Below are 21,358 nucleotides of genomic sequence, written 5' to 3' on the forward strand. Positions count from 1 at the left end.
TTGCGCTGCACACGAAGTCGGATCAGCCGGACGCGAGCTGCCACTCGGATGGGACCGATCAAATGTGGGTGACAAACATCCCGGGCCCTTGACGACGTTCGGATATCCCTTGGCCGGCAACCTCACGCCCGCGACCGCTGACATCTACCGCTTCCACCTACCTCGTCGAGCACGACGAGCGTCTGATCCTCGTGGGCTGGCGGCGCGACCTCGCTCACGAGCTCCTCCCGCGTAGTGGCACGCCCTCATACAGCGAGCGATGGACCTCAAGGCCCTCTTCCTGGCCACCTTCACCACGACCCGCTGGACGGCCACGAGCGCTTCGACGGCACCGAGATCCTCGTCTCCCATGAGGACTACCAAGCCTCCAAGGACCTCCATGGATCGTTCCTCGGCGCTGTCCCTCAGCAATGGCCCACAGGTTCGAACCAGTGCGACGGCGCTTCGACGGCCCGCCAGTGACCGGCTTCGAGGGGGCAGCATCTCGCTCACCGAGGACGGCACCGTCGTCGCCCTACCCACGCCCGGCTACCTCTCCGTGGTCGTACGCACCGGCGAGGTGACGTACTTTCTCGCTGGCGACGGCACCTTCGACCAGGACTTCCTCCTCCAGCGCGTCGTGGACAGCCCTGCAGGCGACCTGCCGAACTCGCTGCGCAACATGGACCGCATCGCGGGCGTTGCGAGCACCGACCCGACGGTCGTGCTCCCTGCACACGAGCCGCCGCCGAGACCAGGCTTGCCGAGCGCATCCTGCTGACCTACGTCGGTCAGGCGTAGCAAAAGACGCCGTCGGGTTCCGTCGCGCTCAGATTGCCGCGCCTGGGCACCACCGTCGGAAACGTCCTCACGGGCCGCTCAGGTGCTCTCCCTTGACGAGTACGACCGGACAGTCGGCATCGCGTGAGACGCGCTGGGCAGCGCTGCCCAGCAGGAACTTCGCCGTGACCGACCGTCGCCGGATGCCGACCACCAGCACGTCGGCCTGGTGCTCCTCGGTCAACGCAACCGCCTTGGCGGCCGGGTCGCGACTTTCGACGTGGGCCGTGAACGCCAGTCCCGAGGCCACCAGGGCCTGGTCGAGCTCGGCGAGGACCCTGGGCGAGACGTACGACGGCGCCCCTGGTGTGTCCGCTCCGGTGACGACAACGTGGAGGTGGTGACGGTGCTCGGTGGCGAACTGGACCGCCCAGGCCAGTGCTGCCTGCGCGGAGGCGGGATGGGTCAGCAGGACGACGGTGCTCACAGCACGTACGCTCCCGTCAGGCCGCCGGCCAGCAGCATGAGCAGACCCAGGGCGATGCCGCGCCAGAGCGCCTTCCTCTGGTGGTCCCCGAGCTCGACCTTGACCAGGCCGATCAACAGCAGGAACGAGGCGACGATGGGGCTGGACTGGTGGAGTGGCTGGCCCACCAGGGAGGCACGTGCCATCTCCACCGGCGAGACGCCGTACGCCGACGCCGTCTCGTTGAGCACCGGCAGCACCCCGAAGTAGAAGGCGTCGTTGCTGGTGAAGTAGGTCAGCGGGATCGACAGCAGACCCGTCATGACCGGCAGATGGGACCCCAGGGAGTCGGGGATGATGCCCACCAACCAGTCCGCCATCGCCTCCACCATGCCGCTGCCACTGAGGACCCCGGTGAGGACGGTCGCCGCGAACACCATCCCGACGACGCCGACGATGGCGTCGGAGTGAGCCTTGATCTGATCGGCCTGGTCGGCGACGCGGGGGAAGTTCATCACCAGGGCGACGGCAACGCCGGCGAAGAAGATGACGGCGGGCTCCAGGGTCCCCTGGACCAGCGCGGTCATCACGACGAGCGTGAGGAGGAGGTTGGGCACCACCAGCTTGGGTCGGGCATGAGGGCGGACGATGGTGCCGTCGCTGCGGATCGGGGAGTCCTCGAAGCTGTCGACCGCGTCGGCACCGGAGCCGGCCGCGGCGGCCGTGCTCCGGACGGCGCCGGCGGAGACAGGCACGCGTTCCATGAGCACGCCGTCACGTAGGGTCACTGAGCCGCCCAAACGCTTCTCCTCGGCGCGGCCCATGAGGTACGCCAGCCCGAAGACCCCGACGAGGGTGAGGGCGATGGCCGGGATCATGGGCACGAAGATGTCGATCGGGTCCACATGCAGAGCGGCGGCCGCCCGGGCGGTGGAGCCGCCCCAGGGCACGGTGTTGAGCGCGCCGTTCGACAGGGCCGCGGTCACGGTGAGGACGACCGGGCTCATGCCGAGCCGGAGGTAGATCGGCAGGAAGGCGGAGGTCACGATGATGAACGTCGTGGACCCGTCGCCGTCGAGCGAGACCAGCGTGGTGAGGAGCACGGTGCCCATGACGATGCGGACCGGATCGTTCTTCACGATCCGCAGGAGCCATCGGATGAGGGGATCGAAGAGCCCCACGTCGATCATGGTGCCGAAGAAGATGATCGCGAAGAACAGCAGCGCGGCAGTGGGGGCCACTGACGACACCGCGTCCATGATGGCGTCGTTGAGGTCCAGGCCGGTTCCGGCCACGATGCCGAACACGATGGGCACGAGAATGAGGGCCGCCACCGGGGTGACCCTCTTGCTCATGATCAGGTACATGAAGGTCGCGATCATCGCGAAACCGAGGACGACGAGCATGGCTCTCCTAGGTGATCCGGTCGAGGGCGCGCTGGTAGGACGTCCGCGCCGTTGGGCGCGGCGGATGTCCCCATGAGGCGGGGATGAGGAGCCCGACGCCGGTATCAGCGCCGGGTCGTGAGGGCGATTAGCCGAGGACTCTCGACTGGAGCGCTCCGGGGAGTGCCGCGATCTCGGCGAGGATCTCGAAGCTGGGTGTGGCGTCGAGGTCGGTGACGACGTACCCGAGCTGGTCGCAGGTGGTCAGATGCTGGCTGCTGACGTTGAGCTCGGCGCGGCTGAGCAGGTCGTTGATGCTCGCGAGTACACCGGGGATGTTGGCGTGGAGCAGGGTGAGGCGGACGGGGGTGGTCCGCGGGATCTGCACCTCGGGGAGGTTCACGCACAGCCCGGTGTTGCCGTCGGTGGCCCAGCCGGCCAGCTTGCCGGCGACGAACCAGCCGATCTCCTCCTGGGCCTCCTCGGTCGAGGCCGCCACGTGGGGGGTGAGGATGACGTTGTCAAGCCCGCGCAGATCCGAGACGAAGTCGTCGCCCTGAGCCTTCGGCTCGACCGGGAACACGTCGAGGGCCGCGCCGGCCAGGTGGCCCGAGCTCAGGTGGTCGCGCAGCGCGACGTCGTCGACGACCATTCCACGCGAGGCGTTGATGAAGAGCGCGCGAGGCTTCATCGCGGCAAACTGGGATGCGCCAAATAGGCCGGCGTTCCCCAAGCGCCCGTCGACGTGGATGCTGACCACGTCGGCCACGGCGAGCAGGTCCGCCACGCTGGCGCAGCGCCTGGCATTGCCATGCGCCGGCCGGTCGGCGACGTCGAAGAAGACGACCCGCATGCCAAGAGCCTCAGCGAGGGCGCCCAGCTGGGTACCGATGTTGCCGTAGCCGACGATGCCGAGCGTGCGGCCGCGGACTTCGTGGCTGCCCTTGGCGGACTTGTCCCAGAGGCCGTCGTGCATGCGCTGGGACTTCTCGGTCAGGCGCCTGGAGAGCACGATGATCTCGGCAATCACGAGCTCGACCACGCTGCGCGAGTTGGAGTAGGGCGCATTGAACACCGGGATCGCCATCTCGGCGGCCGCCTTCAGGTCGACCTGATTGGTGCCGATGCAGAAGCAGCCGAGCGCCTCCAGGTCCGGCGCGTTCCGGAGCACGCTCTCGGTGACCCGGGTGTTGGAGCGGATGCCGAGGAGCGTCACACCCCTCAGCGCCTCGACGAGCTCGCTCTCGCTCAGCGACCCGGCGCGCTGCTCGACCTCGTAGCCGGCGGCCTCCAGGGTGTCGACGGCGCTGGAGTGGATGTTCTCCAGCAGCAGCGCGCGGCTCATGCTCCGACCCAGTAGGTGCGCATGTTGGTGAACTCCCGTACGCCGGCGGCGGCCAGCTCGCGGCCGTAGCCGCTCTTCTTGGTTCCTCCGAACGGCACCCTCGGGTCGGAGGCGACGGTGGCGTTGAGGAAGGCCGCGCCGCTGGTGACGCGACGGGCGACCGCGAGCGCGCGGTCGGGGTCGGCGGACCAGACGCTGAGTCCGAGTCCGAACTCGGTCTGGTTGGCCAGCGCGACCAGCTCGTCGTCGTCGTCGGCCACGGCGATGGCCGCGACCGGGCCGAAGGTCTCCTCGTCGAAGACGGGCATTCCCGGGCGGGCTCCTGCCAGGACGGTCGGCGCGTAGAAGTACCCGGTCCCCTCGATCCGGTGGCCCCCGGCCAGGAGCTCCGCTCCGGCCGCGACCGACTCCTCGACCTGGCGCTGCACGGCGTCGCGCAGGTCGTCGCGAGCCATCGGCCCGACGTCGGTCCCCAGCCGCGTCGGGTCGCCAACCACAAGGGCCTCGGTCGCCTTGACGAACGCGGCGGTGAACTCCTGAGCGACCGAGGCGTGCACGATGAAGCGCTTAGCGCAGACGCAGCTCTGGCCGCCGTTGGTGAAGCGAGCCTTCACGGCCGCCGCGGCGGCGGCGGGGACGTCCGCGTCCGCCAGCACGACGAAGGCGTCGGAGCCGCCGAGCTCGAGCACCGACTTCTTCGAGTGCCGCCCCGCGGCGGCGCCGACGGCGGCGCCGGCCCGGTTGCTGCCGGTCAGGGTGACCGCGGCGATCCGATCGTCGGCGATGAGCGCCTCGATCGTCGCTGGAACCTCGGGCTCAGCCACCAGCAGGGTGGTGAGCAGTCCCTCGGGGAACCCGGCCCGGGCGAGGACCTGCTCCAGCTCCAGCGCCGATCCGGTCACGTTCGGCGAGTGCTTGAGCAGGACTGCGTTGCCGGCGGTCAGGGCGGGGATCAGGAACCGCATGACCTGCCAGACCGGGAAGTTCCACGGCATGACGGCGAGCAGCAGGCCGAGGGGTTCATACGACACCCACGCGCGGCTCGGCTCTACGTCGACGGGCTCGTCCGCGAGGAGCTCGGCGCCGCGGCGGGCGTAGTAGTCGGCCGTGGTCGCGGACTTCGCCAGCTCGCCCTTGGCCTCGGCGAACGGCTTGCCCATCTCGCGGACGATCAGCTCGGCCAGCTTGTCGGCGTCGGCGCGCAGCTGCTCGGCGAGCCGGTCGACGGCGGCGGCACGCTGGGCGACCGGCACCCGGGACCAAGCCTGGGCGGCGGCGGCGCCGCGCGCGACCAGCTGCTCGATGGTGTCCGCATCGTGGGTCGGATAGGTCGCCAGCAGCTGCTCGGTGGCCGGATTGACGACGGCGATGGACGGGATGGTGGTGCTCACTTGTCGCGCGCTCCCTTGTCGTTGTCGGACAGATGCTCGAAGGTCTCGCCGGTCTCAGTCATGGTGCGGGTCACGTACCGCCCGCCGTAGACCCAGTAGATCCGCATGACACCGTCACCGCGGTTGAAGAACCGGTGCGGGACGCCGGCCGGAACCCAGGAGGCGTCCCCGACCTCGAGGTCGAAGTAGTCGTCGCCGATCTGGGCGGTCGCCCGGCCCTCGAGGATCAGCACGGACTCCTCGACGTTGTGGCTGTGCAGCGGCAGGCCACGGTCGACGTCGAAGACGGTCTGGCCGGTGGTGACGAGGTTCTGCTCGCTGTTCCACTTCCCGACGTACGGGATGGTCCGCACGCCGCCGCCGCGGTCGAACGGGACGACGTCGTCGGGGCGGATCAGCATGCAGGGGTCGATGGGCTGCTCGGACACGGGTTTCTCCTGGGACTCAGGCGTGGTGGAAGAGTTGGTCGGCCAGGCAGTTGACCTGGGAGCCGGGGACGACGTACTTGTCCGCGGCCTCGCGCCACGTCGCGAAGTGCGGGGCGGCGCGATGGGCGGCGACGGCGTCCTGGTCGGTGTAGAGCTCGTAGAAGAAGAAGTGATGGTCGTCGGCCTGGTCGCAGACAACGTCGAAGCAGAGGCAGCCGGGCTCGTCCTCGAACGAGGCCCGGGCGTTCGCCTCGATCGCGGCCAGGAAATCCTCGCGGTGGCCCTGGACGATCTGGACGGACACGACGAGGGCGATCATGCGGACTCCCGTGAATCGGCGATGGTGCCGGCCGCCTCGGCGGTCAGCTCGATGGGCAGCTCGGCGGGCAGGGGGACCCCGGTGCGGACGGCCAGTTCCTCCAGCGAGGTCCAGGTGTCGTCGGCGACTGCGATGCCCTGCCGCTCGATGCGGGCAGCATTTCGGTCCTCGATCTCACCCGGGTAGAAGATCTCCTCGACGCCCGCGGCGAGCGGGGTCGACTTGACCTCGTCGATCAGGCGGGCCATGCGGGCGGCAAAGTCGTCGGCGTCGAGCATGGACGCGACATCGATGGTGATGAACAGGTGCCCGACGCCGCTGCGGCCGGATTGGTGGTAGGGCCCGACCACGTCGCGACCGAACGCGCTGCCGGTGAGCACGCCGGCCAGCACGTCCATCATGAAGGAGATGATGTAGCCCTTGTGTCCGGCCATGGGGAGGATCAGGCCGTCGATCGCGGCCTTCGCGTCAGTCGTCGGGGCCCCATCGGCGTCGGCCGCCCAGCCCTCGGGGATGGGGAGGTTCTTCTCGTCGGCCAGATAGATCTTGCCGCGGGCTACCGCGGTGTTGGCGATGTCCAAGACGGTCACGCCCGCGTCGCCGGCCGGAGCGGCGATCGACCACGGATTGGTGCCGATCCGCTTCTCCCGGCCTCCCCACGGTGCCATCGCCGGACTGGCGTTCGTGGCGAGGATGGACACGCAGCCGGCCTCGGCGATCTGGCGGGTGAAGTAGGCGGCGGTGCCGAAGTGGCCCGAGTTCCGTACGCCGACGGCGCTGATCCCGTGCTCCCGGGCCCGCTCGATCGCCACACCAACGGCGCGCTGGGACACGACCTGGCCGAGGCCGTTATTGCCGTCGAGCACCACCACTGCGCCGTGGTCGAGCGGGATGCTCTCGTGGCACGCCGGCTCGGTCGCGCCGGAGACGATTCGGTCGACGTACCAGGGCAGGCGGAGCATCCCGTGTGACGCGTGGCCCCACAGCTCGGCCACGACAAGCGTGTCGGCGAGAAGGTCAGCCTCGTCCGGGGGCACCCCGTGGGACTGGCTGACAGAACTGGCGAAGCGACGGAGCTCCGCGGCGCTCGCTCGTCTCATATGGTTTCCTCACACGTTGATGTGTACATGTATACACGATACCAGGATCTGTGTCCCCTGTCACACGTCGTGATTCCGGCCCAACTGCGAACAGGGAGTCGAACGATCACGTACACATGTGCACAATGGGCATACCAACACAGAGGGGTGACGAGGATGAGCGAGAGGGCGCAGCGCCGCGTCTCAGGTGGCGAGTACGTGTACGCGGAGTTGAAGCGGCGGATCCTGTCCCTGGATCTCGAGCCAGGGCAGCGGCTCTACGAGCCCGCGCTGGCCATCGAGCTCGAAGTCTCCAGGACCCCTCTTCGCGAAGGGATGCGACGCCTCATCTCGGAGAACCTGCTCGAGCAGCAACCGACCGGCGGCGTGGTCGTCCCCCGGCTGGACGCCCGCGACATCGCCGAGCTCTACGACGTGCGTGCCGTCCTGGAGTCCTCCATGGCGGCCTCCGCCTGCGTTAAGGCGACAGCGGCCGACCTCGAGCAGCTCCGCGGCCTGCTCGACCGCAACACTGCCCTCGTGGGGTTCGCAGAGGACGCCATGAACGCGGGCAGAGCGATCCATAACAAGATTGCAGTCATCGCCGACAACAGCTGGTCCGTCAGGCTCCACGAGCAGATCACGAACCAGATGCGGCGCTACCAGCGACTGACTAACAGCGCCCAGGACCGTCGCGACACGGCGCTGGCCGAGCACCGCGACATCGTCGAGGCCGTGGGAAGCGGTGACCCCGAGCGAGCTGCCGCAGCCGCACGCAGGCACGTGATGAACGCCCGGGACGAGGCCCTGCGCAGCATCGAGCACAAACTGACCACGACCAGGTGAGCGCGACGTCGCATCCGCGGCTCCTCGGTCTCCTACTGCTGCAGTCGGCACTCATCCAGGCAGTCGCATTCGTCGTACGGCCGACCACCAGCTACGAGGCGCTGGCCCTCGGCCTGCCCAACGCCGCCCTGGGTGCCGTCGGCGCGACCTTCGCCGTCGTGCCGCTCCTTCTCGCCGTGCCCGTCGGCGGATGGGTCGACCGGGTCGGCGAGCGCCGCCTTCACCTCGCCGGCGCCCTCCTCGTCGTCGTCTCCTGCGTGCTGCTGGTGCTTGCGCCGACCTCGGCAGGCGCCCTCATCCTCGCCAACGGAGCGCTGGGGGCAGGGCACCTCGGCTGCATCGTCAGCCAGCAGACCTCGGTGGCCAATAGCTTCACCAGCGTCCGGCTGGATTCGGCGTTCGGCTACTACACCTTCGCGGCATCACTCGGACAGGCCGCCGGACCGGCGCTCATCGCCGTGATGGGCGGTGGCGCCGTCGACCCCACCACCCGTCCCATCTTCCTCGCCGCGCTCATCCTGTCAGGAACCCTACTCGGCTCCACCTTCGCGATGCCGGGCGTGGGACGCTCCGAGGGCGACGCCGACTCGGACGGGGCGCCCCCCGCGCCCCGGCAGCGGGCCGTCGAGCTGCTCCGCGTACCCGGGCTGACCAAGGCGATCACCACCAGCGCGATTGTGCTGGCCGCGGTCGACCTTACCGTCGTCTACCTGCCCGCGCTCGGCACCGAGCGGGGGATGAGCAGCAGCCTCGTGGGCGCCCTGCTGACCGTACGCGCCCTCTTCTCGATGGCGTCGCGTGTGGTGCTCGGTCCCAGCGCGCGACGGCTGGGCCGGGGCCGCCTGCTCGCACTCAGTCTCGTGCTCTCGACGGTCGGTATGGCCGCGCTCCCGGTGCCCATGCCGGTCTGGCTGATGGTGATCGTTGTCGCCGTCCTTGGCCTGGGGCTCGGCGTCGGACAACCGCTGACCATGTCCTGGGTGACGCAGCAGGCGCCGGCCGGCCGCCGAGGCCAGGCCCTGTCCCTCCGGCTGGCAGGGAACCGCCTCGGCCAGATCCTGCTGCCCTCCGCGCTCGGGATCGCTGCCGCCGGCACCGGGGCCGCGGGAGCGCTCGTCGCGACCGCGGCCCTCCTCGGCTCCACGCTCGGCATCGCGCGGAGCGTACGCCTCGACGGCTGATCCAGCTGCGCAGTGAACCCCCGCATGTCCACAAGCACGGCGCCGGCAAACGGGGCGAGGGCATAGCTTCAGCGGCGCCACTCCGACCTCTCGATCATGCTGGCCAGCAGCTAGCCGATCGCGGCGACCTCGCTCGATGATCGACTTCGACGTGGCCCCGTCCCCCATTGTCTGGCCGGGGGTGTCCCCCGAACATATGTCATATGAGTGACGATATGGCGCAATGAGAGCCAAGTCGCCGATGCCAACGAACGTCCGCCGACGACCATGAGCAGGCCTGCTATCCCGCCTAGACGAATGGCCCGCACCATCGGCGCCCCTCAGGGCACGAAGCGTGGAATGGCCTTGGCTAAGTGACTCGCCTCGCCGGTGACGGCGACAGCGCCGTCAGGTCGGACGAGCGCGGCGCAGAGGTGGTGTCCTGTAAGCCAGATATTGAGTGGGTCATCTCCAGCGACGGCGAGGACGACGCCACCTCGGCTTGAAACGAGTTCGCGGTCGTGCTGGCTGAGTGCTGAGTTCGTGACGAGGGCAAACCTGCCGGCGGAGGCGCCGACGTCTATCCGGCTGGCGTCGCCGACGTGGGCCTCCACGTTCGGGCACAGCGACCCCGCCACGCGGGTCGGTCGTGTGTGGAGTGCCACGGTGCGGCCTTGGAGCTTGGGTGAAGAGCCTTCGACGATGAACGCCTTGAGCCCTGGGACGGCGGTCAAGCGTGGCGCGATGACCCGCCGGGCGAGATCGCCGATGCGGCCGCCTTGGGTCATTGCCCGGCCGATCCAAATGGCAGTGCGGATGAGGGCGGTGGCATGACGCTTGCGCTCGGCTTCGTAGGTGGCGAGCCAGTCCTCGCCCAAGTCGCCGGACAGAACCCCGGCGATCTTCCAGGTGAGATTCATTGCGTCGCGTAGGCCTGCGCCCATGCCTTGGCCGATGAAGGGAGGCGTGAGGTGTGCTGCGTCTCCCAGCAGGAAGACTCGCCGGTCCTGCCAGCGGTCGGCGACTTTGGCGTGGAAGGTGTATTCGGCGACCCGGCGGAGCTTGAGTTCGGTGGGAGCCGTCGGCCCGGTCCAGGGCTCGATGAGGGGGGCCAGCCGCTCGATGGTGCTGAAGTCCGCCGTGGTCTCGTGGTCGTGCAGCTGAAACTCCCAGCGGTATCGGGTCTTGCCGATCCTCATGTAGGTGCCGGCGCGGGAGCTGTCGCAGAGCTGATGCACCCCTTCCCATGCGTCGAGCTCGAGGTTCGTCTCGACGTCGACGACGAGCCAGCGTTGCTCGAATCCGAGGTCTTTCATCTGGGCTCCGATGGAGGAGCGGACCAGACTGTTGGCGCCGTCGCAACCCAGGACGAACTGCGTCTTCACGTGGTGCTCGGTCCCTGACTGCGTGTCGCGATACGTGACCCGGGCGAGGTGGTGGGCGATGTTGCGCACGTCGGTCACCTCCACTCCGCCCTGGAACCTGACCGAGGGCAGTGTGGCCATGTGCTTGCGCAGCAGCTCCTCCAGGTCGGGCTGGTCAAACATGTTGGCCTGGGGGAAACCGTGGACTCCGACGAGCTTGTCGCGGCCGAACTCAGCGATGGTCTGGTGGTTCTTGTCGATCAGTCGCAGTCCGAGCGCTGGTCGGGAGAGGGCGGCGAAGTCCTCGGCCAGCCCGAGTCGCCCGAGAATGCGATAGATCTCGTCGTCGAGGTGGACGGCACGAGGCTGCGGGTAGACCTCGGTCCATCGATCCAGGACCAGGCATGGCACGCCGTATTGCGCTAGGAGTGAGGCCGCGACCACTCCAGTCGGACCTGCCCCGACGATGACGACGCTGGGGTCGGGAGCCTGTGCGTGGTGGTTCCTGGGGGAGCGCGGGGCGTTGTTCGACATCGTCACCATCCTCCGATCAGGGCCACCAAGTTCAGCAGAACGAGGCCGCCTGCAACGAGCGCAGGGAGCGTCGCCTGGAAGTGGTCGCCGGCTCGGGCATGGGCGATGACCGCCCCGGCAAGGAGCGCGAGGAGCCCAACCGATGCGCTCCCTCCGAGTACGGGGAACGCGAGCCCGGCGAGGAGGCCTGCGACGCCGGCGAGCTCGAGTGCGCCGATGCGCTTGTAGGCGGTATTGGTGAACCCGAGGTGAGCAGCTCGTTCAGACATCCCAGCGCTGCTGGTGAGCTTCGCGGTTCCGAAGAGCGCGAAGGGACACGCTGCGGCGACGGCGGTGAGGGTCTGGGTGGCAGTCATGGGAGTTCGAGCTTCCAACGTAGAGCGAACGCGCCGAGCGCCGAGTCGAGTGCAGTTCGCAGGCCTTCGAGGTCGGGCGAGAGGCTTTCGTTTGTCGCGGTGATCCTCACCAGGGGGCCGTGTTCTGTCTGCTCGACGGTGACGTCGATGATTTGGCCATGCAGGTTGTTCTGTTCGAGAACTGTGATCACCGCGCGGCGTGCGGCGTCGGTGCGGAGAGGCACCTTATGGATCTTGCCCACCGAGGTCACAGGGATGGCGTCGATGATGTGGACGGCCTTCGGGGCCGCGGCGGCCTCGGGAACGTGGGCTGTGGCCCACGCCTTGAGGTCGTCCTCGGTGGCCGACCCAGTGAGGGTGACATAGGCGATGGGGACCTCGCCGGCGTGGGCGTCGGGCATGCCGACGGCCGCGGCGGCCGAGACGTCGGGATGGCTGAGGAGTGCCTCTTCGATGACGGCGGGATCGAGGTTGTGGCCGCCGCGGACGATGAGGTCCTTGGCTCGCCCGGTGAGGTGGAGGAAGCCTTCGGAGTCGACGAATCCGAGGTCTCCGGTGTCGAGCCATCCGTCGCGGAGCTTGCCGAGTCCGTCGAAGGTGAGACCCCCGTCGGGTTGGCGGCCGGTGACGTACCCGGCGAACACGGCCGGGCCGTTGATGGCGACGTTCCCGCTCTGGCCTGACGGGAGGTCGATCCAGGTTCCGTCGTCGTCGACCTGGACTGCCTTGAGGTTTTGATAGGGCAGGCGCTGCCCGACGGTTCCTGGCCGCGGGTCGGTGACGAAACTGCGTGCGCTCGCGCAGGTGGCTTCGGTCAGTCCATATCCCTCGAGGAGATTGACGCCGGTGTGCTGCTCGAACGCGGTCCGCACGCCGTTCGGGAGCGCCGAGGCACCGACGAGAGCGAATTTCATGCGACTGATGTCGGCATCCACGGGAACCGTGGCGAGCACGGCGTAGACGGTGGGAACGGCGCTCATGGTGCTGATCTGGTAGCTCTCGATCAGCTTCCAGAAGCAGCCATAGAGGTTGAAGTCTCGATATCCCAGCGGACCTGCCCACACCGACCTCTGCCCGCGAAAGATCGGCGCCAGGAGGGTGACGATCAGGGCGTTGACGTGGAAGAGGGGCAGCGCGGCGAACAGGGAGGCGTCCTGATCGAGGGCGGTGTTGGCCGCGATCGACCACGCGTCGAACACCTCGTTGCGGTGGGTGTGCGCGGCGAGCTTCGGCGTACCGGTGGTGCCGCCGGTGTGGAAGATGGAGGCGATGTCATCCGCGGCAGGTGGCTGCCCGACGAAAGCATGGGCGTCCAGAGTGCTGGCGGCCTGGGTGAGGCAAAGGAAGCGCGCGTTGCTGCCCGCTCCTGCCGCGGCGTCTACCCGCGCGTCCTGTGCGGGCTGGGTCGCCTTGTTGGCGGCGGGCTCAGCTGCGTGGGTCGGGTCCAGTGTGAGAACCGTTTCGACGGCACCGGTGTCTGCGAGTGTGCGGGCGCTGGCCCAGATGGCCTCGTCGAGCTCCGGCCCGGCGGTGATGAGAACTCGTGCCCCGGAGACGGTGAGCAGATGGCGGATGTGCTCGATCGAGAGCGACCCGTTGATGGGCGCGGCGATGCCGGCGAGCTCGGCGGCCAGCGTGGCCGCGATCAGCTGATCGCAGTTCGGTGAGAGCAATGCCACCGTGTCGTTGCGTCGTACGCCGAGGCTGTGGAGCGTGTTGGCGTAGCGGTGAACCTCGCCGAGCAGCTCGCGGTAGGTCTTGGAGACCGGGGTGTCCCAGTGCTCGGCGTCGACCATGACGGTCGTCGCGATCTTCTCAGGCCACTGCTCCGCTGCCTGCACCAGGATCTCGTAGGTCGAGGCGGGAAGGTTGCGCTCGGCCAGCGGGGTCTGCTCGACGACAGGGAGGTCGTCGGCTGAGTTGTAGGACTCGGGCCACACGACGCCCCGCGACGCTCCAGCACCGGCCGCGTCTGCAGTGGTGCTGGTGGTGCTCATCGGGGCTTCCTGACGACGCAGACCTGGGAACCGAGGTCGATCGAGCCGTCGGGGGTGCTGATGGAGGCCTCGACGAAGTCGCCGTCGTGGAGGTACTTCTTGTTCTTCGCCTGGGACTTGAAGAACGACTTCCACTTCAGTGCCGTGGGCATGAGGGAGCCGATGATCTCGATCGGCTTCGGCGGTGCCTTGAGGGCAGTTCCACCGGGTGTGCCGGTCAAGATGAGGTCTCCGGGCTCCAGCTTCTGGAACCGCGACAGCGCTGCGAGTGCCTGAGCGGGGCTGTAGATCATGTCTGCGCCGGTGCTGTCCTGCCGGGTCTCACCGTTGACCTTCAACTGCAGGCGCAGATCGGGGAAGGCGTCGAGCTCGTCGGCGTCCAGGAGAACCAGGGCGGGGCCGGTCGGGGTGAAGGTCGGGTAGGACTTCGCCTCGTAGAACTGCGTTTGGGGAAGCTGGACGTCGCGCGCTGAGACGTCGTTGGTGAGGACGAAACCGGCGACGTAGGCGTACCAATTGCTGTCATCGACGCGGGTGCCGACCTCGAGGGTTCGGCCGATCACCAAGCCGAGTTCGACCTCGTAGTCCAGGAATCGCACGTGTGATGGGGAGACGATGTCGTCATGGGGTCCGCTGATCGAGCCCGATGCCTTGCGGAAGAACGTAAGGGGGACGGTGTCGGGGTTCATCCCGGAGTCGGTGACGTGGCTGACGTAGTTCGTCATCTGCGCGACCACGCGACACGGAGCGGTCACCGGGGAGATCAGCTGCAGATCACTGACCGAGGTTCGGGCCGAGGCGCCGGTGGCATCGTCGATCTGTGCCGCCGCGGCCTCCACGGAGTCGCGGTCGGCGAGGATCTCAGCCGTGGTGCTGGCGGTGGTGTCGATGGGAACGGCGGTGCCGTCGGGTCCGGAGACCCACCAGGCGTCGGCTGTGCGCAGGATGTTGATGCTCATGAGGAGGCGACTTTCAGTAGGCCGCGCAGACGTTCGAGGTCCCACTCGTTGTCTTCGCGCAGGGATCGGATCATGGAGCGGACCTCGGCGAGTGACTCCTTGCCGGGAGCGATGCCGAGGAAGTCTTTCGATGCCGGTGGGCCCCATTGGGCCAGTCCGGATGCGGTCATGGGCGCCCAGCCGGGTTCGAGGCTGCAGTCGAACATGTCGCCGTCGCTGAAGTGCTCGACCAGGAAGCCGTCCGGGTCGCGCCAGTAGTCGAAGATCTGGCTGCCCTGGATGTGCCGGCCGATGCCCCACGAGCGGTGGTAGCCCTCGTCGAGGAGGAACTGACCGCCGGTGGCGATCGCGTCGATGTCGGCGACCTGGTAGGCGGAGTGGACGTAGCGGTTGGAGGGACCCAGTGTCATGGCGAGCGTGTGGTGGTCGGCCGGCTCGGAGCCCCGGTCACAGCGGATGAAGCTCATCGTCGGGCCACGGTGGCGCTGGCCCTCGAAGTAGAGGAAGTCGCTCACGATCAGCCCGAGGTTCTCCAGATACCAGTCGAGCGCCTCGACGTACTTCGTGGACTGCAGCACCACATGGCCGAGACGCTGGACCTGGGCGGGTTGGCGAGGCGGGCGCTGCGTCGCGTTGACTCGGGCAAGCTCATTGCCGAAGTTGTAGGTCAGGGAGTCTTGCTCGGGGAGCTGCTCGAGCTGGTGCGTGTCGGCAACCACGCGCACGGGGAGGCCGCTGGGGTCGACCAGCTCGACGCCGAGGCCGCCGATGGATTCGGGCATGCGCGTCACCCGAGTGCCGTTCGCCTCGGCCAAGCGGACCAGGTCCGAGGCGTCAGCGGCGTGGAATGTGGGACCGAGGAACTTCGACCGCGGTCCCTGTCGCAAGATGACGCACGGCGCGCCCGCTCGAGTGCCGCGCAGGTGCACCTCCCCGGGGGCTGAGGCGGAGGTGATGAAGCCGAAGGCGTGGGCAAAGTGCTCGGCGGCCTTGAGGTCGGGCTTGGCGAACTCGAGCCACGCGATGTCGCGGACCTTGACCACCGGGTTGCGCGCTCGCCCGGTGTGCTCACCTCGCAGGCGTCCTTCGTCGCTGTGCAGGTCGTTGTGGGTGCCGTGATCACTGGCGGGGCTCGGTGCCTCGCTGGGCCGGAGCTGTCCGCGTTGGTGGGCGGTAGGAACCTCGTAGGCGTGCGTCACTGTGACCTCCGTAGCGAGTCTGAAACCGGCTTGTGACGATATCGGCACATTTGACGATAGCGCGCATCGCGCCAAGTGTGAAGTATTCGTCACAACTGAATACGTGTCATACTTGGTCCATGACCGCAGCCCCGTCGCGTGCTGATCGTCGACGCGAGCGCACTCGCGCAGCCTTAGTCGCGGCAGCTCAGGTCCTGCTCGCGGAGGGTCGGACCCACGCGGCCGTCTTGGAGATCACACAGCTGGCTGACGTCGGCCAGGGCACCTTCTACAACCACTTCACCGACAAGGCCGAGTTGTTCGACGCGGCTGTCGAGGACGCACTCGAACGCCATGGAGCTCTCTTGGACGAGCTCACCGCATCCATTGACGACCCCGCGGTCGTCTTCGCGCACAGCCTCCGCTTGACTGGCCGGCTTTACCGGCTCGAGCCGGAACTCAGCCAGGTACTACTCAACAGCGGCCTGAACCTCATTCTGCTGGACCACGGCCTCGGGCCGCGTGCCTTGCGCGACATCAAGGCAGGGGTCGCGGTCGGGCGCTTCCGAGTGGCCGATACGCACGTGGCCCTGACCGCCGTGGGCGGCGCCATCCTTGCCCTGGGCGCCCTACTCCATGCCGAGCCAGAGCGCGATGTCGACGCGGCGAGCGACGTCCTGACCGCCGACATCCTCCGCATGCTCGGCCTCTCTGATGACGAAGCAGCGAGACTCGTGGCGTTGCCCTTGCCCGCATTGAGGTGAGATCTCTCGCCCGCTTCCCCGTTGCTGCACGTGGTTACAGCGCGGCGGCCCTCGCCTAACCTCGCGCTCAGAGGTGGCCGCATCTACTCATGCATAAGGTAGTGGAGAACGAAGTCTTCGAGCTTCTGCTGGTTCGGACCCTTGCACCCGTAATAGCCGAGCAGGGCGTGAGTCTCCTAGCGGACAGGGCGCAAGGTCACCCCAATCCCGCCAGGGCCCATTAGGATGACCCGGTCGACCTGGTCCGGCCGGTCGAGTGCCAAGCGCAGCGCGGCGGCGGCGCCGCCGTACGAGTTGCCACGAGGTGGGCCTTCTCGATGCCGACCTCGTCGAGCATCATCCGGATCGTGGGTGGGGAGGTCACCGAACGAATCGGAGAAGTCGAGTTCCTCCGACGACGTCCCGTGTCCCGGCATATCGGGACGAGCGCCCGGAAGTGCTGCACCAAGGCGTCGATCTTGCGGACATAGTTCGACGCACCCGTCGCGCCCGGGCCGCCGCCGCGCACCAGCACCACCGGATCGCCGGTGCCGGCCCCGGTCACGAAAAGTTCGCGGCGCCCGATAGTGACGACCCGCATTGCAGTACGGGACCAGCGGGCCGCGCACACGGACGACGGTGAGGCCACCAACACCGGGCGCCAGGAATCGGAACGTCTCGCGGCACGGATCACGATGCCGCGAGCGGGGCCGCCGGCCCGACCCCATGGGCTTACGACCTGCCGCAATCGTAGGGCACGAATCACAACGAACTCTCGCACAATGGATCGAACTCGACGGCGGCTGAACCACTCGCGCCACCGACAGCGCGTAGGCACTATCTCCAGACGCCGGGCATGCGCCTACGGTTATGCCGTGTGTTGGCCACGCAGTTGCTGGATCAGGTCGTCGCTTCGTGCGGGTAGCGAGTCACCCCGCCAGGCTATGTGCGCGTCTGCTCGAACAATGAGGAGGGCGTGCTCAAACTCCTCGGAGGGAGGTCCAGGGACGTCGACCAATGTCATGGGTAGTGCGCCGTCGAGCATGCCGGAGATCTCGACGCGGGGGTCGAACCGGAGCAGAGTGTAGTCCGGGCCAAGAAGATCGATGATGCTGACGCCGTCGATGATGAAGTGCGGAACACGGCACCCGGGGATCGTAGAGGCGGTGTGTGCTCCCATGGAATACGCCGGCGGCTCCTCGTCGGCCCCGCGTATGATGATTGGCGAGTCATCGTAGAAATAGCCGAAGTTGAGTCCCTCTGGCGCCATCTGCTCGACGTTGATCGCGTGGATCCTCGCGCCAATCCGTCGACGGAGCAGACGCCCGGGCCAATGGTTTGAACTCAACATCTTCGGAATCGCCCGATCAGCCAGAGCGCGGCTGTTTTCCTCCATCTTGGCCATCACGAATCGCGAGACTTGGTCGGTGATGGGCAGGCGCTCGGCCTCGTATGCGTCGAGGATCCCCTCATGGCCCCAGCCCCGCAGCACCGCGGATAGCAGCCAGGCGAGATGGGTGGCGTCGGCGATGCCTGCGTTCATGCCGTAGCCAGCGTAGGGCACCCACAGGTGCGCGGCGTCGCCCGCCAGGAAGACGCGGCCGTCTCGGAATCGACTCGCTACGAGGCGTCTCCCTATCCAGTCCTCGTGGCGAACGATCTCGAAGTCAAATTCGCCGTCCACGCCGAGGACGTCGCGGATCGATTGATCGAGGTCGATTGCGGTGAAGTCGGTGGCATTCTGGGGAAGCGCTCGATGGACCAGCCAGAGCTCTTGTCCGTCGATGGCAACGACATTGCCGCGGATGTTGTGGTTCGCGACCCAGGTCATCCATGCCGGTCGCCGCTCGCCGAACAGGGACCGAACGCCGCTGGAGTTGATCAGCGTTGTTCGGGTGCGGGCAATCTCCGCGTCACCAACCAGCCGGACACCGAGCTGCTTGCGTATCGTGCTAGCTCCGCCGTCGCAGCCGACAAGGAAGGACGCCCTGATGTCGAATGCTTCGGCCGCACCGGCGCCGACTGGTATGCACCGGGCCGTCACCCCTTCTTCGTCTTGGCTGAAGCTAGTGACTGAGGTCCGATCGACCAGCCGCACGTTCGGCAGCGACAGCAACCTGCGTCGCAAAATGGGCTCCAGCCAAAGCTGGCTCTGGCGCACCATTCGTTCTGGGCTCGGCCATTCGCTGTCGACAAATCCCGCGTGCTGGCGCTCGGCGCGAGAAGGCAACTTGATCCGAGTGAGCTCGGGGCCCGACAAGCTGGTAGCGAACAGCGTGTCGGTGGGGTAATCGCTGGGCAGGCCTGCGGCGCGGACCTCGTCTGCGATGCCGAACCGCCTGAACGTCTCCATCGTGCGCGCGGCGATCGTGTTGCACTTCGCGTCGGCCGGATCATCAGCCGCGCGTTGCTCGATCACAACAACGTTGAGGCCGCGCATGGCGGCGTCGATAGCCAGGCTGGTGCCGACCGGTCCGGCGCCGACGACAACGACATGTGCTTCGAAAGGCATTTTTGTTCCTAGCTAGAGCATCGAGAGGGGTGAATGGAGGGAGCGGTCTCACGTTCAGGACGGGCATAGTCAATCGCCGACAGGCGGGCATGGACCTCCTCAATCGAGAGCCCCACTACTTGCACCGGGCTGTTGGGCCCAACAACCGCGGCCGCGTCGAGCGTGGTGCTCGCCGAGCCCCAGCCCGGGGGACGCTTGATCGACACGCGGGAGCGCACCATGACGTCGATAAATCCCCCGCTCGTGGCCCGGATCGAGAAACTCGTGGGTGAAGAACGTGTAGTGAGAGCCGGCGACACCGTGGCCGCCTCGGCTTTCGAACTCATCGATCTCAACGTTCGCGCACGCGCGAAGTCCTAACGTGTCGATCGCGACGGTTCTTCATGCAGTCAGCCTCACTTCCTAACGCCATCGTCACAAGGTCAACTCACGAGGTCAAGCACTTCTGACGAAATCGTCAGAAGTGCTATCGTGCTGGTATGAAGGCTGAAGAGTGCGACGTTAGGCTCGCGACGAAGCGGTCGCCCACCAACTCGGTGTACCCGTGTTAACTCGCGCCGCCGCGGGAGCGGCGACGTTCGGTGTGGACCAGTGCGAGATCTGCGCGACAGCCGCTCTGATGCGTGCCGCTCAGATGCCGGTCACAGAGGGCAAAACCGGCATCGCGGTCCTCAACATCACTCCTGAGGCGCCGATCGGCAATGGATCGCACCACGACCAGTGTGATGCCAAGGATCAGCTCTTTCAGCGCTGCGGCTCAACCCATCCGGAGACCGCGCGGTACTTCCCCGAACACCCTCGCCAAGGTGTTGAGCCGTCCGACGGCGGTTTTCGCGCTCACCTTTCAATTCGCGGGCGACGACGCCACCGACACCCGAGCCGGGCCGAGCGGTGCTCGAGCGCGGCCAGCACGACAACGTTCCGAGCCCTATCTCACGAAAGCGAAACATGACGCACACCACCAGAATGACCGGACGCGCCGGAGACTCCGGCGTCCTCTTCGCTATGTGTCTCTCACTCGTCTTGGTCGTCGCGTCCGTTTCTGCGCTCAACCTCGCGCTGCCCGATCTCGCGACGAGTCTCGACGCCGACAACTCTGACCTCACCTGGATTGCCGACGGATATACCGTCGCTCTTGCAGCCCTCGTTCTGCCGATCGGCGCCATCGGCGACCGTATCGGCCGACGCAACGTCCTCATCGTCGGCAACATCGTATTCGGCGCTGCAGCCCTAGCCGCCGCTAGCGCAACCAGCCCCGACACCCTCATCGCATGGCGCGTGATGATGGGCCTGGGAGCAGCGATGATCATGCCCGGCACTCTTTCGACCATCACCGCCACCTTTCCTGCCGACAAGCAGGCGCGCGGCGTTGCGATCTGGTCCGGCTTCGCCGCGGCCGGCGCGATCATCGGGATGCTAGGCGCCGGAGCGCTCCTCGAATACTGGGGCTGGGAGTCAATCTTCCACGCCAGCGCCGGGGTCGCGGCGGTAGCCGCCGTCGCGGCGCTGGCCCTAGCACCTAACACCCGGGACTCCCACCACCCCCGATTCGACATCCTCGGCGCCCTCTTCACCGCCACCGGCGTAGGTACCCTCGTCTTCGCGATCATCGAGGGCAACGAGAAGGGCTGGATCGAGCCCACGACCCTCGTCAGTGGTGCCGTGGCAGCAACGGCCTTCGCGGCCTACGCACTCGCCGGCCTGCGTAACGACCAGCCACTGCTGGATCCACGACTGTTTGGTCTGCCCGGCTTCCGGGCCGGGGCGATCACGATCGTTGTTCAGTTTCTCGCCCTATTCGGCTTCTTCTTCGTCGGACTGCAGTATCTGCAACTCATCCTCGACTACAGTCCCCTCACAAGCGCGGTCGCCCTGGTACCCGTCGGACTCATCGTCCTGCCGGTCGCAGCACTGACCCCACGCGCCGTCACGCGTATCGGGCTGAAACTGACCATGAGCGTCGGGCTCCTGCTCATCGCAGCCGGCCTGTATTGGGTCTCCTTCGTCACCACCGAGTCGGGCTACTTGCTCTTCCTCGGCGGACTGCTGGTCGCAGGCGTCGGGTTTGGCCTGACCAGTTCCACTGGAACCAGCGCGATCGTCGGCTCGCTGTCGACCCGCAAGCAGGGCGTCGCCTCGGCGATGAACGACGCATCTCGCGAGGTCGGTGCTGCGCTGGGCATTGCCATTATGGGCTCGATCTTCTCGAACCAATACAGCTCCGCCCTACCCGACCTCAGCGCACTGCCCACGTCGGCGGCGGACGCCGTGAAAGATTCGGCCGCCGGCGGCCTCGCCGCCGCGGAGCAACTGGGCACTGCAGGCAACAACCTCGCCGCAGCGGTTGAGCAGGCCTTCGTTGACGGGCTCTCCTCGTCACTCGTAGTCGTCTCGGCGATCCTGGTCGTCGCGGCTCTTGGTTCCCTGGTCCGCGCGCCAAAGCGCGCCCCGCTCACCGCGGACGCCGATCAAGCAGAGGCAAATCAAGCGGAAATCAATCGCGAGGCGGCTGATCGCGACGCGACTGAGGACTGACG

The 21,358-nt window shown here is 67.4% G+C and carries 19 protein-coding genes; 5 read left to right on the top strand and 14 right to left on the bottom strand.

From position 1 onward, the window contains the following. Nucleotides 1-259: 259 nt before the first annotated feature. Nucleotides 260-760, top strand: a complete 501-nt coding sequence (locus QM572_RS00735; RefSeq protein WP_415088971.1) for a hypothetical protein — start codon at nucleotides 260-262, stop codon at nucleotides 758-760. A gap of 87 nt (nucleotides 761-847) precedes the next feature. Here the strand turns inward: QM572_RS00735 and QM572_RS00740 are convergent, their stop codons facing one another. From QM572_RS00740 to QM572_RS00770, 7 genes are all read right to left on the bottom strand, one after another. Continuing rightward, nucleotides 848-1,246, bottom strand: a complete 399-nt coding sequence (locus QM572_RS00740; RefSeq protein WP_415088973.1) for a universal stress protein — start codon at nucleotides 1,244-1,246, stop codon at nucleotides 848-850. After that, nucleotides 1,243-2,631 carry a CitMHS family transporter gene (locus QM572_RS00745; protein WP_415088975.1) on the bottom strand — a complete coding sequence of 463 codons (1,389 nt, stop codon included), beginning with the start codon at nucleotides 2,629-2,631 and terminating at the stop codon, nucleotides 1,243-1,245. The genes QM572_RS00740 and QM572_RS00745 overlap by 4 nt, the downstream gene beginning before the upstream one ends. Nucleotides 2,632-2,758: 127 nt before the next feature. Next, the gene (serA, locus tag QM572_RS00750) at nucleotides 2,759-3,955 is read right to left on the bottom strand and encodes a phosphoglycerate dehydrogenase (protein ID WP_415088977.1); all 1,197 of its coding nucleotides are present in this window, start codon (nucleotides 3,953-3,955) and stop codon (nucleotides 2,759-2,761) included. Next, nucleotides 3,952-5,346 carry an aldehyde dehydrogenase family protein gene (locus QM572_RS00755; RefSeq protein ID WP_415088979.1) on the bottom strand — a complete coding sequence of 465 codons (1,395 nt, stop codon included), beginning with the start codon at nucleotides 5,344-5,346 and terminating at the stop codon, nucleotides 3,952-3,954. The genes serA and QM572_RS00755 overlap by 4 nt, the downstream gene beginning before the upstream one ends. Then, nucleotides 5,343-5,774 carry a cupin domain-containing protein gene (locus QM572_RS00760; protein ID WP_415088981.1) on the bottom strand — a complete coding sequence of 144 codons (432 nt, stop codon included), beginning with the start codon at nucleotides 5,772-5,774 and terminating at the stop codon, nucleotides 5,343-5,345. The genes QM572_RS00755 and QM572_RS00760 overlap by 4 nt, the downstream gene beginning before the upstream one ends. Before the next feature lie 16 nt (nucleotides 5,775-5,790). Further along, nucleotides 5,791-6,093 carry a putative quinol monooxygenase gene (locus tag QM572_RS00765; protein WP_415088983.1) on the bottom strand — a complete coding sequence of 101 codons (303 nt, stop codon included), beginning with the start codon at nucleotides 6,091-6,093 and terminating at the stop codon, nucleotides 5,791-5,793. Further along, on the bottom strand, nucleotides 6,090-7,193 hold the full coding sequence (locus tag QM572_RS00770) for an Ldh family oxidoreductase (protein WP_415088985.1): 1,104 nt from the start codon (nucleotides 7,191-7,193) through the stop codon (nucleotides 6,090-6,092). Before QM572_RS00770 ends, QM572_RS00765 begins: the two co-directional genes overlap by 4 nt. 156 nt (nucleotides 7,194-7,349) lie before the next feature. On the opposite strand from QM572_RS00770, the gene QM572_RS00775 reads away from it, so the two are divergent. Both QM572_RS00775 and QM572_RS00780 read left to right on the top strand, forming a co-directional pair. After that, entirely contained in the window at nucleotides 7,350-8,018 is a 669-nt protein-coding gene (locus tag QM572_RS00775; RefSeq protein WP_415088987.1) for a GntR family transcriptional regulator, read from the top strand. Further along, the gene (locus QM572_RS00780; protein ID WP_415088990.1) at nucleotides 8,015-9,199 is read left to right on the top strand and encodes an MFS transporter; all 1,185 of its coding nucleotides are present in this window, start codon (nucleotides 8,015-8,017) and stop codon (nucleotides 9,197-9,199) included. Before QM572_RS00775 ends, QM572_RS00780 begins: the two co-directional genes overlap by 4 nt. Nucleotides 9,200-9,519: 320 nt before the next feature. On the opposite strand, the gene QM572_RS00785 is transcribed toward QM572_RS00780, so the two are convergent. Genes QM572_RS00785 through QM572_RS00805 form a run of 5 tightly spaced genes read right to left on the bottom strand, consistent with a single transcriptional unit; the run spans nucleotide 9,520 to nucleotide 15,587 of the window. Next, on the bottom strand, nucleotides 9,520-11,076 hold the full coding sequence (locus QM572_RS00785; RefSeq protein WP_415088992.1) for a bifunctional 3-(3-hydroxy-phenyl)propionate/3-hydroxycinnamic acid hydroxylase: 1,557 nt from the start codon (nucleotides 11,074-11,076) through the stop codon (nucleotides 9,520-9,522). A gap of 2 nt (nucleotides 11,077-11,078) precedes the next feature. Beyond that, nucleotides 11,079-11,432 (bottom strand): DoxX family protein, encoded by a 354-nt coding sequence (locus tag QM572_RS00790; protein WP_415088994.1) that lies wholly within the window; start codon nucleotides 11,430-11,432, stop codon nucleotides 11,079-11,081. Next, nucleotides 11,429-13,429 carry an acyl-CoA synthetase gene (locus tag QM572_RS00795; protein ID WP_415088996.1) on the bottom strand — a complete coding sequence of 667 codons (2,001 nt, stop codon included), beginning with the start codon at nucleotides 13,427-13,429 and terminating at the stop codon, nucleotides 11,429-11,431. The genes QM572_RS00790 and QM572_RS00795 overlap by 4 nt, the downstream gene beginning before the upstream one ends. Beyond that, nucleotides 13,426-14,388 carry a fumarylacetoacetate hydrolase family protein gene (locus QM572_RS00800; protein ID WP_415088998.1) on the bottom strand — a complete coding sequence of 321 codons (963 nt, stop codon included), beginning with the start codon at nucleotides 14,386-14,388 and terminating at the stop codon, nucleotides 13,426-13,428. The genes QM572_RS00795 and QM572_RS00800 overlap by 4 nt, the downstream gene beginning before the upstream one ends. Continuing rightward, nucleotides 14,385-15,587 (bottom strand): VOC family protein, encoded by a 1,203-nt coding sequence (locus tag QM572_RS00805; RefSeq protein ID WP_415089000.1) that lies wholly within the window; start codon nucleotides 15,585-15,587, stop codon nucleotides 14,385-14,387. Before QM572_RS00805 ends, QM572_RS00800 begins: the two co-directional genes overlap by 4 nt. 119 nt (nucleotides 15,588-15,706) lie before the next feature. Here QM572_RS00805 and QM572_RS00810 point away from each other — a divergent pair, with 119 nt between their 5' ends. Beyond that, nucleotides 15,707-16,330 carry a TetR/AcrR family transcriptional regulator gene (locus QM572_RS00810; protein WP_415089002.1) on the top strand — a complete coding sequence of 208 codons (624 nt, stop codon included), beginning with the start codon at nucleotides 15,707-15,709 and terminating at the stop codon, nucleotides 16,328-16,330. A 220-nt stretch (nucleotides 16,331-16,550) separates the two neighbouring features. Here QM572_RS00810 and QM572_RS00815 read toward each other — a convergent pair whose 3' ends face one another. Both QM572_RS00815 and QM572_RS00820 read right to left on the bottom strand, forming a co-directional pair. Next, a complete protein-coding gene (locus QM572_RS00815; RefSeq protein ID WP_415089004.1) occupies nucleotides 16,551-16,910 on the bottom strand; it encodes an alpha/beta fold hydrolase in 360 nt (119 codons plus the stop codon). A 267-nt stretch (nucleotides 16,911-17,177) separates the two neighbouring features. Then, a complete protein-coding gene (locus QM572_RS00820) occupies nucleotides 17,178-18,821 on the bottom strand; it encodes an FAD-dependent monooxygenase (protein ID WP_415089006.1) in 1,644 nt (547 codons plus the stop codon). Between the two features lie 948 nt (nucleotides 18,822-19,769). Here QM572_RS00820 and QM572_RS00825 point away from each other — a divergent pair. Further along, nucleotides 19,770-21,356: an MFS transporter gene (locus QM572_RS00825; protein WP_415089008.1), complete on the top strand. Its 1,587-nt coding sequence runs from the start codon at nucleotides 19,770-19,772 to the stop codon at nucleotides 21,354-21,356. The last annotated feature ends 2 nt before the right edge of the window (nucleotides 21,357-21,358 follow it).

Origin of the sequence: Nocardioides sp., assembly GCF_047607365.1 — a bacterium.
GTDB lineage: Bacteria > Actinomycetota > Actinomycetes > Propionibacteriales > Nocardioidaceae > Nocardioides.